General features: G+C 47.7%; 9 protein-coding genes. 3 read left to right on the top strand and 6 right to left on the bottom strand.

Annotated features, from left to right (window positions below; all coding sequences use genetic code 11):
* Positions 1-167: 167 nt before the first annotated feature.
* From ADU22_RS08155 to ADU22_RS08145, 3 genes are all read right to left on the bottom strand, one after another.
* On the bottom strand, positions 168-1,031 hold the full coding sequence (locus ADU22_RS08155; protein ID WP_053361716.1) for a TetR/AcrR family transcriptional regulator: 864 nt from the start codon (positions 1,029-1,031) through the stop codon (positions 168-170).
* Positions 1,032-1,152: 121 nt separating this feature from the next.
* The gene (bcp, locus tag ADU22_RS08150) at positions 1,153-1,626 is read right to left on the bottom strand and encodes a thioredoxin-dependent thiol peroxidase (RefSeq protein WP_053361715.1); all 474 of its coding nucleotides are present in this window, start codon (positions 1,624-1,626) and stop codon (positions 1,153-1,155) included.
* A gap of 72 nt (positions 1,627-1,698) precedes the next feature.
* Complete coding sequence (locus ADU22_RS08145) at positions 1,699-2,103, bottom strand: potassium channel family protein (protein ID WP_053361714.1); 405 nt, start codon at positions 2,101-2,103, stop codon at positions 1,699-1,701.
* Positions 2,104-2,304: 201 nt separating this feature from the next.
* Here ADU22_RS08145 and ADU22_RS08140 point away from each other — a divergent pair, with 201 nt between their 5' ends.
* From ADU22_RS08140 to ADU22_RS08130, 3 genes are all read left to right on the top strand, one after another.
* On the top strand, positions 2,305-3,600 hold the full coding sequence (locus ADU22_RS08140; protein WP_053361713.1) for a glutamate-1-semialdehyde 2,1-aminomutase: 1,296 nt from the start codon (positions 2,305-2,307) through the stop codon (positions 3,598-3,600).
* Positions 3,601-3,941: 341 nt separating this feature from the next.
* Positions 3,942-8,405 (top strand): glutamate synthase-related protein, encoded by a 4,464-nt coding sequence (locus ADU22_RS08135; protein WP_053361712.1) that lies wholly within the window; start codon positions 3,942-3,944, stop codon positions 8,403-8,405.
* Positions 8,406-8,872: 467 nt separating this feature from the next.
* Positions 8,873-9,955, top strand: coding sequence for an aromatic acid exporter family protein (locus ADU22_RS08130; protein ID WP_053361711.1), 1,083 nt, complete (start codon positions 8,873-8,875; stop codon positions 9,953-9,955).
* Between the two features lie 52 nt (positions 9,956-10,007).
* On the opposite strand, the gene ADU22_RS08125 is transcribed toward ADU22_RS08130, so the two are convergent.
* The 3 genes from ADU22_RS08125 to ADU22_RS08115 form a co-directional block, all read right to left on the bottom strand.
* Positions 10,008-11,756, bottom strand: a complete 1,749-nt coding sequence (locus ADU22_RS08125; protein WP_053361710.1) for an ABC transporter ATP-binding protein — start codon at positions 11,754-11,756, stop codon at positions 10,008-10,010.
* 86 nt (positions 11,757-11,842) lie between these two features.
* Positions 11,843-12,373 (bottom strand): nucleoside tri-diphosphate phosphatase, encoded by a 531-nt coding sequence (gene ntdP / locus ADU22_RS08120; protein ID WP_053361709.1) that lies wholly within the window; start codon positions 12,371-12,373, stop codon positions 11,843-11,845.
* A 195-nt stretch (positions 12,374-12,568) separates the two neighbouring features.
* A complete protein-coding gene (locus tag ADU22_RS08115) occupies positions 12,569-12,823 on the bottom strand; it encodes a YgaB family protein (RefSeq protein WP_053361708.1) in 255 nt (84 codons plus the stop codon).
* Between the last annotated feature and the right edge of the window lie 304 nt (positions 12,824-13,127).

The raw sequence follows: 13,127 nt of genomic DNA, 5'->3' as shown, positions 1-13,127 counted from the left end.
ATAGCGGACTCTCACCGCCAAGTTAATGAACATGCCTGGCACACAAAAAAAGACGGGCCAATTTGGCCCGTCAAACTATTTGAGGAGGTATGCCCTAATATAAGGTATTCAACAGCATATAAAATGAATGGACAAATGCCTTTAAAGCGTAAAATAGGCCATATTTTTTAAGTTTTTATTCCATATAACCTGGAGATCTCCTCGCATAGCAAATCGAAAGCGGGAATTTCCTTGAAATTTGAGAGCATGCCCTGGATGACTGGCAAACGGGGATTGCTTCTGCTCACCTCTGCTTCGATTACTTCCAGCGAGACTTCAAGGTCTTCCTTACCATCCATTTCAGCTAGCGTCTTTTTCATTTTTTCGATAATAGTTCCAACAGCCGGTCTATTATGTAAAAAAGCCCTTTTGTCTTCAAGAACTTTTATCGTGCTTTCGTCCGAAATGATGGGCACTTCTCCCTTGATTCCTTGCACAATTGAATCCATCCGCCTCATAATGAAGGGAACCAAAACATCGACATCAAAATATTCATCATAAAAAAAGAGGAGTTTTACATAAGACTGCAGCAGCCCCTCCAACATTAAGGCCAAGTCCCACACATAGGGAGTTACCTCCTCACCGTATATGGCCTTTAGCGCCCTGTGCTGAAATTGCTGATTCTCATAATGCTTCTGGATCATCAGTTGATGCACGGCGTCGTTCAATGGGATTGCCTGCTCCCGGTATTGCATGATGATAAATTCCTTATTATCAATGAATGTATGGAATAAGGCAGAAAGCTGCCTAATGAACTTCTCGCGCGGAGGCAAGTCTTGGCCTTCGAATTCCTGAATAATGCTCTCGACTCGATTAAAGTAATGATTCAGGATGGCAACAAGCAGGGCATCCTTCGATTTGAAATACAGATAAAAGGCCCCTTTGGACATACCGGTTTCCGAGACGATTTCCTGGATCGAAGTAGAGGCAAACCCTTTCTTCGCAAATAATTTTATGGCTGCTTCTATTATAATTAGTTCCTTGTCCTTCAAGGCGCCGCCTCCTGTCTCTAGTGGTCACCATATAATTTTACCCCGAACAGAAGCGCAAGAACAAATCCTCCATCCGCAAACAAAAGGATAGCTAATATAGCTATCCTCCGCCATGCCCGTTTTATTCGCTTAGGTTTTCCTTAATATAGGATAGTGCCTCCTCAACATGTCCTTTTACTTTTACTTTGCGGTATTCTTTCACAAGCTTTCCCTGTTTATCAATAATAAAAGTCGACCGCTCGATCCCCATGTATTCCTTGCCAAAATTCTTCTTCAGTTTCCATACTCCATATGCTTCTGCTGCCTTATTTTCTTCATCGGAAAGAAGCAGGAACGGCAAGCCATGCTTTTCAATGAATTTTTCGTGGCGGCTGACAGGGTCCGGGCTGACTCCGACAATAACCGCATCAAGGTTTTCAAAACTTTCGTGCTGATCACGGAAATCGCATGCCTCCGTCGTGCAGCCTGGCGTCATATCCTTTGGGTAAAAGTAGAGAACTACATTCTTCCCGAGAAAATCGGAAAGCTTTACAGTTTCCCCGCTGCTAGCCGGCAGTTCGAAGTCGGGAGCTGATTCATTTGTTTTCAATTCCATTGTCCATCCTCCTACGAGCTGTTATACAACTAGCCTATCCAAATGAATGGGGAATTTCAACAATGGACCATTTTATATTTTCCTGTCAAAAACGGTTCTGGCCACAAATGCAGCAGGTATGGTATAGCCTATAAGTGCTTCCACAACAGCAATGGCCCTGCCGATTCCAACGGGGGCAATATCGCCGTACCCTACCGAAAACAGCGTAATCGCACTAAAATAAAGGGATGTTTCCACCCTCCCCAATGTTGTCCCGCTTTGATTGTGGTCAGCCTCAATCAACACGGGATAGCCCTGCGTCCCTATTAAATAATAAATGAGGCCAAAGCCAATCATGACTGTGGCATAAATAATGGCGAGAATTAAAAAGTTTTCTATCGACATCTTCTTGCCTTTAATTTTATCCGGAATAAACAGCTCTCTAAGGCTAAGCAAAATACAAAGGATAATGATAATAATTGAAATATAAAATCCCATTTATCCTCTGCCCCATTTCCATTCCTTCTCTTTACATCTATACGCGTCCAGGATAAATTCTATGATAGCAAGTCCCCTTTTGCTGCATCCCTTCAGAAAACAGGAGCGACAGCGTTGAAGCAGATAACGGAAAATATGCTAAAATAGGACAGTATGGTTGCGGGAGAGGCAGGCCGCAGCTTGAGAACAGGAGGTAGCATAATGAATAGACCAAATTCGGAACGATTACATACAGAGGCACTTGAGCATATTGTCGGAGGTGTCAACAGTCCCTCGCGTTCTTATAAGGCAGTCGGCGGCGGGGCGCCAGTAGTGATGGAAAGGGCCCAGGGATCCTATTTCTGGGATATGGATGGCCATCAGTACATTGATTATCTAGCCGCCTATGGCCCAATTATTACAGGACACGCCCACCCACACATTACCGAAGCCATCAAAAAGGCGGCCGAAACAGGCGTGTTATACGGAACTCCAACGCCTCATGAAGTAAAGTTCGCTAAGATGCTTAAAGAAGCCATGCCAGCCATGGAAAAGGTAAGGTTTGTCAACTCCGGAACCGAGGCCGTAATGACAACCATCCGCGTCGCCAGGGCTTATACAGGCCGGGATAAAATCATCAAATTTGCCGGCTGCTACCATGGTCACTCGGACCTTGTACTAGTGGCAGCCGGATCCGGTCCATCCACCCTCGGTACCCCTGACTCTGCAGGAGTCCCAAAGAGCATCGCCCAGGAAGTGATCACAGTCCCTTTTAATGACATAGAGCCTTTCAAGGAAGCTTTGGAAAAATGGGGCGATCAAATCGCAGCCGTCCTCGTTGAACCAATCGTCGGCAATTTTGGCATAGTCGAGCCAAAGCAAGGATTTCTTCAACAAGTCAACGAATTGACCCATAAGGCCGGCGCACTTGTAATTTACGATGAAGTGATCACCGCTTTCCGGTTTATGTACGGAGGTGCCCAGGACTTGCTCGGCATTAAGCCTGACCTAACCGCACTTGGAAAGATCATTGGCGGAGGGCTTCCAATTGGGGCCTACGGCGGCAAAGCGGAAATAATGGAAAAAGTAGCACCGCTCGGCCCTGCCTACCAGGCTGGAACAATGGCCGGGAATCCTGCCTCGATCCTGGCGGGAATTGCCTGTCTTGAAGTGCTGAAACAGGAAGGAGTCTATGAGTATCTCGACCGCCTCGGAGAAATGCTCGAAGAAGGAATTGCTTCGTCTGCCCAAAAGCACGGCATTCCAATCACAATCAACCGCCTGAAAGGTGCACTGACGGTTTACTTCGCCAATGAAAAGATTGAGAACTACGAACAGGCTGAAAACACCGATGGAGAAATGTTTGCCCGGTTCTTCAAACTCATGCTCAACCAGGGAATCAACCTGGCACCATCCAAATACGAAGCGTGGTTTATTACCATTGCCCACTCAGCCGAAGATATTGAAGCGACATTGCATGCAGTGGACCAGTCCTTTTACTCTCTGGCACAATCTTAAAAATATACATTTTTTATGCACAAACAGGAGGCGATCTTCCTCCTGTTTTTATATTTTCTATGTTGCAAACGCTTACAATTGTGAAGATTTGCGGTTATACAGGTCTCTTTATCTTAAATCCGGTATCCAAGTTTTTGTATAATTAATTGATTTCTGAAAATTCTTATGATAAAATAACCCTACTTTATTTTGCAGGATTGCTAATTTCATCCGGAGATGAAGAAAGACAGCCCCTCTCTTTTCGACTAGTTTCCTCTTCCTTTTTGCCACTTGTCCATCAATATATTCCTATAGGAGGTGAACCGGCTGAAAGGAGAATTCCCCTCTATAAAGCCGAATTTATGAACCAAATTCAATGGAGCCCAGCCTCATTTAAGGACTTTCACAGACAGGAACACGATGCATGCGGAATTATTGCCAGCATTGAGAAAAAGAAGGTGCCCACAAGGGATAACATTTATCACTGCATCGACGGACTAACTACAATGAATCATCGCGCTGGTTTTATCAATGGCGAAGGTGACGGGGTAGGCATTCACATTGATATTCCCCGCAGGCTTTGGAAGGAGAAATTATCTGCTTCAGGAACGGATGCCTCTGCGGCAGATAAAGATAACTTTGTCGTCGGCCATGTTTTTATTTCCAGTACAAGCGGCTCCCGAGCCATCAAGGCCCAACTAGCCGAAAAGCTGCATCAATACGGCATGCAGCTAATCTTTGAAACAGACAAAGTCACCAGCCCTGAAGCACTTGGGCCAATTGCCATTCAGGAAAACCCCGTATTTTGGCAGTTTGCCTGTCTTGCTCCTGATACAGCCAGCAGCCTTTCCGAAAAGTTGTTTAATATCATAGTAGATTTCGAGAAGAACGAGCAAGTACATGTAGCCTCCCTCAGCCAATATCACGCGGTATACAAAGTAATGGGTGCCGGCGACATCCTGCCAAAATATTATCACGACCTTGCACATCCACTTATTGCATCCACCATGACACTCGGTCATAACAGATACTCTACCAATACCCTATCCAGCTTCTTTCGGGTGCAGCCCTTCAGCGTCCTCGGCCATAATGGAGAAATTAATACAATTGCCCGCCTTCGTGATGAGGCAGCCATGATCAATGTCCCTCTCGTTAAGAGCGGCAGCGATTCCCAGGACCTGAGCCGGACTATAGAGACCTTCATCTGCCGTGATGGATATTCTTTATTCGAGGCAATGGACATTGTGTTCCCTCCCATCATCAATGAAATAAAGACTTACCCGCAGCACCTTCAAGATTTGTATACCTATATTCGTGAGGCCTGGGGACATTTTGCCCAGGGTCCTGCGGGAATCATTTCCCGTTTTGGCGACGAAGCCGTTTTCAGTGTGGATGCATTGGGCCTCCGCCCGCTGTGGATGGTTGAAATCCAGGACTCCTACCTTTTCTCTTCAGAGCCAGGTGTTGTTCCCTCGCAGGATTATATCGGCGAGCCTAAACCATTGGCACCTGGAGAAAAGGTCGGGTTAAAGTGGAAGGGGGAAAGGATCGAGGTCTACGAACACCACGCTTACCAGGAGGAAGTGCACGCTCGCTTTTCAAGCACTCTTGAGTTTGCCGGTTTCAGGGAACGCCTGGGAGTGCCTCATCTTGGCAAAACGATTACGATGGCGTATCCCGAAAAAATCCACAATGGCCAGTATAAGGCTTTTGGATGGGAGCGCGACCATGTCCAGCTGGTAGAGCAAATGGCTGAAAAAGGCATCGAGCCTATCCGCTCGCTTGGCCATGATTCCCCTCTGGCAGCGTTAAATCCCGAACGGCGCAACATCGCTGATTTTATAAAAGAAAGCGTGGCTGTGGTCACCAACCCTGCAATCGACCGCGACCGCGAAACGGAACACTTTTCTACAAGAACGGTACTTGGAAAACGCCCATCACTGTTAGCGAAAGAAGCGGCTGGAAAAGTGCTGGAGCTGACAACGCCGCTGCTGGTTGAAGGAAGGGCAGGCTACGATTGCAGCCTGGAGACCGGACAGCCAAGCATGGACCAGGTTCTCGACTATTTCCAAAAAGAGAGACTTTCCGCTCACATCCATACTGTGTTCAGCCAGGAGGAATCCATCGAGGAGGCACTGGGACGAATTTCCCAAGAGTGTATTTCAGCTGTCCGGAATGGCAAAACACTCCTCGTCCTGGATGATTCGAAAGCCCACCAGGACGGCCTGTGGCTTGACCCTCACCTGGTCACATCCGCGGTCGGCCAGAAACTTGTGAAGGCTGGCGTGAGAAGGGATTGTTCCCTGCTTGTGCGCTCTGCAGCAATCCGCTCCCTGCACGATATTATTACTGTGCTGGGGTTGGGCGCTGACGCAGTAAGCCCGTATTATATGTTCCTAAGCGTCCTGGATGCTTCACATAAGCCTGTTGCAAATCTGTACAGCGCCCTGACAAAAGGCCTTGAAAAAGTCATTTCAACGATTGGCATCCATGAACTCCGCGGCTATGGACGCCTGTTCTCTGCCATCGGCCTTAACGAAGAGATTGCTGAATACCTGAAAATCGTCAACTTTTTCGGTTCAAAGGAACTTAGCTTCAACTTTTCCTTGATGAAGGAAGATGCCCTTAAGCGTGCTGCAGATTACCAAAATGAAAAGGAACGCATTGGCAAAACCTTCAGCCTGTTCCCGCGTATCTGGAAAGCAATTGGTGAAATGGCCGCAACCGGCGATTACAGTGCGTACCGTGGAAAAATTTCGGAACAGGAGGAAAAAAATCCGACAACGATCCGCCATTTGGCTAGTTTGAAGCAAAAGCCTTCACCCATCCTGCCGGAAGAGGTTGACCTAAGGGTCGGGGAACACAGCCTGCCTTTCGTGATTGCATCGATGTCATTCGGGTCGCAGAATGAGATTGCCTTCCGAGCCTATGCCGAAGGAGCAGACCGTCTGAACATGGTTTCAATGAATGGGGAAGGCGGCGAAATTAAAGATATGCTCGGAAAATATCCGCGCACCCGTGGCCAGCAGGTCGCATCTGGAAGATTTGGCGTGAACGCGGAACTTCTCAATTCATCCAACCTTTTGGAGATTAAGATTGGCCAGGGTGCAAAGCCAGGCGAAGGCGGGCATTTGCCTGGCTCAAAAGTAACGGCAAAAATCGCCGAGGCCCGGAACGCCACGATTGGTTCCGACCTGATTTCACCGTCCAATAACCATGATATCTATTCCATTGAAGACTTGGCGCAGATGATTCACGAACTGAAAACGGCCAACGATAAAGCGAAAGTGGCTGTCAAGGTACCTGTTGTGCCAAACATCGGCACTATTGCGGTGGGGATTGCCAAGGCCGGGGCCGACATCATCACACTCAGCGGATTTGATGGCGGCACTGGCGCGGCAAGGATCCATGCTCTTCAGCATGTTGGCCTCCCAGTGGAAATCGGTGTAAAAGCGGCCCATAACGCCCTGCTTGAAGCGGGACTTCGGCAACAGGTTGAGCTTTGGGCGGATGGAGGAATCAAAAGCGCCCTTGATGCCCTCAAGGTAATGCTGCTCGGAGCAAACAGAATAGGCTTCGGAACGCTGTCGATGCTGGCGATTGGCTGTACAACCTGCCGCGGCTGCCACCTTGATACCTGCCATGTGGGAATTGCTACGCAAATTGAGTCGGAAACACAGGCAAAAGAGCATGGCCTGCGCCGTTTTGTTCCACGCCAGTTTGAACTTGCCGTACAGGGAATCATCAATCTATACAGCGCCCTTGGAAATGAATTGAAAGCACTTGCCGCTTCGGTTGGAATCAAGAACCTTCAGGAAGTGGTTGGACGCTCCGATTTGCTGGAGCAGGCGAAAGGAAATGGACTGCTTGACCTGGCCTATTTATTGAAGCCTCTGGAAATTGGGCAAATCCACCATCAGGAGGCTGCCGCTTCCCTGGAAACCAAGCATATTCAGGTTGCAGCCGGCGCAGAGTATCTTGATGCTGTTGAAAAAGAACTCCATCAATCCCGTGAATTCCATAATGTCAATTCCTCACAGCGGGTGCTGGCCAGCCGGGTAAGCTGCCATCGCGTCCGCGGGCGGCTTGATGGTTCCTATAAACAAATGAACCCTGTCCGCCTCCGGTACAGCGGCTCGATTCTCGGAAACGGCCTCGGAGCCTATAACACGGAAGGAATCACCATTGAAGTGGACGGGGGCGGCCAGGATGGAGTTGGAAAAACTTCATTTGGCGGCAGCATCCTCATCCTCAAGTCCAAAGGGAAAGATGGGAAATTCTATAACGGCTCGGTCGGAAAGGGCTTCGGTTACGGCGCCCAGAAGGGTTTGCTGGTTGCCCAAGGGAATGCAGATGCACGCGCAGGTATACGGCTTTCGGGCGCAGACATAATCATTGGCGGACTTGTTAAAGCTCCTCTCCCTCAAAACGCAGGCAATATCGGCACCCATGCCAATATTAAAGGATTTGCCTTCGAGTACATGACCAACGGAAGAGCCTTGGTCCTCGGAGATCCCGGTCCGTGGATTTGTGCAGGGATGACCGGCGGTGTCATCTATATCCGCCACCAGCCTGAGGTTGGCCTGACCAGGGAAGCCATCCAGCGCCGGATTGCAAAAGGCGCGAAAGTCTCGATTGAATCCCTATCCGAAAAAGGCAAAAGTGATGTCCGGGAAATGCTTGCCCAGTACGCAGAGATTCTCAAGCGCAGTGGCCAGGAAGAGGAAGGAGAAAGCATTTCCCTCCTGCTGAATCACCCGGAAGACCAATTTGTCCAGATTGTTCCGGTAAAGGAACAGGCGGACCCTTCGGTTTCAACAGAATAAGAAAAGCGGAGGGCGCCCGTTCATCGGCGACAGGCACAAGACGAGCCGGCTGGAAGGTTGTTCTTTAACCTTCTGGACGGATTGGCTTGTGACCCCGAGCCGATGGCGCCCGCAGCTGGACAATAAGAAAAGCGGAGGCGGCTTGTTCAGGAGCGACAGGCATAAGACGCTCCAAAATAGAAGGCGATCCTTGCCTTCAATTTTGGAGTAGCTTATGACACGAGCTCCTAGCCGCCGCAGCTGGACAATAGAAAAGCGGCCAAATGGCCGCTTTTTTCATTGAATCCCCCTCTCTTCTCTTTCACAGGTAATTATCCACATATTTCTTATTATTTTCCCTTGAACTTCCATGAAAACCCATGTATAGTACAATATTGTTTAGCTTTGCACAATTTCGTATAAAGTAAGTATAGTAGGAATAGGAATTAAGAACATGCCTACATAATCCAGAAAGGAATTTTATAAGTATGAAACTTGGAGCCCGCATATTGAAAACGGGAATCGCCATTATTTTAGCATTGTTCCTGGCACAGGTGTTGAACCTGCCTTCTCCGGTTTTCGCCGGGATTGCCGCCATTTTCGCCATACAGCCGACCATCTACCGCTCCTACCTGTCTGTTATTGAACAGGTTCAGGGCAATGTGATTGGTGCCTTTATCGCAGTCGTTTTTGTCCTTACACTCGGAAATAATATCTTTATCGTAGGACTTGCCGCCATTCTTGTCATCCTGCTCAATCTTAAACTGAAGCTTGAAAATACAATCATCCTTTCCCTGGTCACTTTAATTGCGATTATGGAAAGCCCCGGAGAGGAATTTATCCAGTTTGCCCTTATCCGTTTTTCAACGATTATCCTGGGCATCGTTGCTGCTTTTATTGTCAACCTGGTCTTTCTGCCCCCTAAATATGAAAGCAAGCTTTTTAATAAAAATTCCCTGATGGCCGAAGAGATCTTCAAATGGATCCGCATCAACACACGCCGTGCTTCCGAACACCAGCTGCTAAAGGCTGACATCGAAAAACTGCGGGAAGGCATCCATAAACTTGAACGCCTATACCTGATGTATAAGGAAGAGCGCGACTACCTTAAAAAGAACAGCCTGGAGAAATCGCGCAAGCTGGTGATTTACCGCCAAATGAATGCCACTACAAAAAAAGCCCTGAATMCCCTGAAAAGGCTGCACCGGTTTGAAAACGAGATTGCCCAAATGCCCGCCTCTTTCCAGGAGAGCCTCCAGGTCCAGCTGGACTGCCTGATCAACCACCATGAACAGGTGATGCTGAAATTTGCGGGAAAAATCAAGCCCGAGGTTTCGTATATGGAGGGCCAGGTCTGCCTGAACAAAAAGGACCTTTTTGAACTATTCCTCGCCCAGCAAAAGGAACTTGGGGAGTCGGAAAGCCATGTTCTTTACCATATCATGCAGCTTGTTTCAGTCATTATGGAATACGGAGAACAAGTGGAGCATCTCGATACCCTGATTACAAGCTTCCAGTCCTATCATAAAGAAGACAACCAAGTAACGGTAGAACCTAATATTGGGGATTAGGAAAAGCAGCTGTCCAACGACAGCTGCTTTTATATTTGTTCTCACAGTACAGTCAGCTTTCCAGCTGCTGCACCTGGAAGAGCCTGTGATAGCCTCCCTGCAATGCCATTAGTTCTTCGTGGGTCCCGGTTTCTACAATCCTCCCATGCTCAATCAGCACAATACGGTCCGCATGGGTGATGGTCGATAGGCGATGGGCGACAATGAAGGTTGTCCTGTCCTTCGCCAGCTTCTCAAGTGCCTCCTGTATCAGGTGCTCGCTTTCCAAGTCCAAAGCAGAAGTGGCTTCATCCAGAATCAAAATCGGCGGGTTCTTCAGGAAGATGCGTGCAATCGCGACCCTCTGCCGCTGCCCTCCAGACAGCTTCACCCCACGCTCCCCTACCCTGGTATCATAGCCATCAGGCAATGCAGAGATGAACTCATGGGCATTGGCTGCCTTGGCGGCCTCGATGACTTCCTCATCTGATGCCTCCGGGTTGCCGAGGAGGATGTTCATTTTCACCGATTCACTGAACAGAATATTATCCTGAAGGACCATTCCAATTTTATCGCGGAGGGAGCGGACTTTAAACCGGCGGATATCCTGGCCGTCAAGCAGGATTTCTCCCTCGCTCGCATCATAAAAGCGGGGAATCAGGCTGACGAAGGATGATTTTCCTCCGCCGCTCATGCCAACAAGGGCAATGGTCTCGCCTTTTCTGACATCAAGGGAAATCTTCTTCAGGACATCTTCACCCTCATTTTCATATGAGAAGCTGACATTTCTAAATTCAATATGCCCATCCACCTTTTTGAGTTCAACGGCGTCAGGAGCATCGACGATATCATACTTTTCATCCATGAACTCAAAGACCCTGTCCATCGAAGCAATCGACTGTGTCAAAGTGGTCGACGAGTTCACCAGCCTGCGAAGCGGGTTATACAGCTTATCAATATAAGCGATGAACGCGATCATTGTCCCGATTGTCAGGCCGCCGTTGACCGCCTGGTAGCCGGCAAAGCCAATGACAATGAGCGGAGCTACATCTGTAATGGTATTCACCACTGCGAATGCCTTGGCATTCCATCTTGTATGGTCCAGCGCTTTCTCCAGGAAATTGCTGTTCTGCCTGTCGAACTGCTTCTGCTCGTGATTTTCGAGTGTAAAGCTTTTTACCAATGATATCCCAGCTACCCGCTCATGGAGATAACTTTGAACTTCTGCCAGTGCCTGGGACCGGACCCTGGTAAGCTTTCGCAGGTTTCCGAAGAAGTATCTGACCGAAAATGCGTATAGCGGAAACAGCACCAGTGAAACCAGCGTCAGCTTGACATCCATTGTGAACATGATGGCAATCGCAATAAGGATGGTTGCGACATCAAGCCAAAGGTTCATCAGACCGGTAATAACAAATGTCTTTGTCTGCTCCACATCGTTAATGACCCTGGAAATGACCTCACCGGCACGGGTATTGGAATAATATTTAAAGCTGAGCCTCTGAAGGTGGGTAAACAGCCTGTCCCTGATGTCATATAAAATTTTGCTGGCCGTCCATTGGGCAAAATATTGCCGGTAGTATTCTATTGGCGGACGGAGAATGACAAATACCACAATCATCACGCCCATGACCGTGAACAGCCTGCTTGATTTATCTGCAGCGGACAGGGCATCATTCTGGACGACATCATCTACGACATACTTGATCAATAAGGGTATCAGCAGGGGAATCGCAAATTTAAGGATCCCGATGATAATCGTCCCCACAATTTGCCATCTGTACGGTTTTACGAATTGAAGATATCTGTTAATACTGCCCAAAGGTGCCTCCCCCTATTATGGAACATTCACAATTTTCAGTACCTATTTAAAAACCTGTTGAAGCGGGTTCAACAGGTTTTTAAATATCAACGTCTATAGGTCAAATACCGCTCATACCAAATGTCGATAAAATCCGGAGCGAACGGCCCTTTCCTCTGCCTGATCCAGCGCATAAGCTTCTCAACATTGAACTTTAAAATCTGGTCGATTACCTCTGGGTACTGCATCTCCTTGCGATGCCGCTCATATTCATCTTCGTCCAGCAGGTTAAACGTCATGTCAGGAAACACTTTTATATCAAGGTCGTAATCTATATACTTAAGTGCTTCTCCATCAAAAATAAACGGTGAACTGATATTGCAATAATAGTACACACCATCTTCCCGGAGCATTCCAATTACATTGAACCAATGCTGGGAATGAAAATAACAAATCGCCGGCTCCCTTGTGATCCAGGTTCTGCCGTCGGATTCAGTTACAACAGTCCGGTCATTCCCCCCAATCACCAGGTTCTGGGTGCCCTTTAAGACCGTTGTCTCCTCCCACACTCTATGGATGTGCCCATTATGTTTGTAGCTATGTATTTGGACAGACTCACCTTCTATGGGTACGCCCATGATTTCTCCCCTACTTTCCTTTCCTGGAGCTTTGCAACCCGATCAATTGTATATGAATCTAAAAAACAAAAAACGACAAGAGGCAACAAAACGCTTCCTTTTTTTATTATTATAACGGTTGTAGCTGGAATTTAAAACAAAAGAGCCGCCGTTTTTAAACAGAGGCTCGAAATATCGCTTCGTATATCCCTTATTTTATCGAATTATGATGTTCATATCCTGGTATGAGCGTATCACTTCTTCCGTCTGCTCTTCAAAGATACGGTGGATATCTTTCAGCTCCGCCTTCATCCTGTCAATTTCCTCGCGAATCTCTTCCAGTTCGGTGTTCTGCCTCAAGGTGATGAGCTGCTGCTCAATCTGCTGGCAACGCTCAAGCTCAGACTGTAAATATAAAAGTTTGTCCATTGTTTTCAATTGTGTTGATACCAACTCATTAAACTGGTCCATGCTCTGCCACCGCCTATTTATAAGTTTCAATGTACATATTCGTTGGAATGACGCCAACCTCCTTTGACAATTTATGTAGACCAATAAGAATTTTCGTCGAATAGGTTGCATAAAGAACATTAGGATTTCTGGATGGACTATCATGAGGGGTGAGGAGTGCTTTTTTTCAGGCTGCTCTGGGTTGTTGGGTGGTGAGAGCGGGTGTCAGTGCCTTTTTTTGCGGGACTCTCTGGATTTTTGGGTACCGAGAGCTGCCGTCAGTGCCTTTTTTTCCGGCCTCTCTGGATTTTTGGGTACTGAGAGA

The organism is Bacillus sp. FJAT-27251 (assembly GCF_001273925.1).
GTDB lineage: Bacteria > Bacillota > Bacilli > Bacillales > Cytobacillaceae > Mesobacillus_B.
Note: the sequence above shows the minus strand (reverse complement) of the source record. Positions and strands in the feature narration are given on the sequence as shown.

Excerpts from the sequence above, each read along its gene's own strand:
- ADU22_RS08115 (WP_053361708.1), bottom strand. The coding sequence starts at position 12,823 with ATGGACCAGTTTAATGAGTTGGTATCAACACAATTGAAAACAATGGAC.
- ADU22_RS08140 (WP_053361713.1), top strand. The coding sequence starts at position 2,305 with ATGAATAGACCAAATTCGGAACGATTACATACAGAGGCACTTGAGCAT.
- bcp (WP_053361715.1), bottom strand. The coding sequence starts at position 1,626 with ATGGAATTGAAAACAAATGAATCAGCTCCCGACTTCGAACTGCCGGCT.
- ADU22_RS08145 (WP_053361714.1), bottom strand. The coding sequence starts at position 2,103 with ATGGGATTTTATATTTCAATTATTATCATTATCCTTTGTATTTTGCTT.
- ntdP (WP_053361709.1), bottom strand. The coding sequence starts at position 12,373 with ATGGGCGTACCCATAGAAGGTGAGTCTGTCCAAATACATAGCTACAAA.
- ADU22_RS08135 (WP_053361712.1), top strand. The coding sequence starts at position 3,942 with ATGAACCAAATTCAATGGAGCCCAGCCTCATTTAAGGACTTTCACAGA.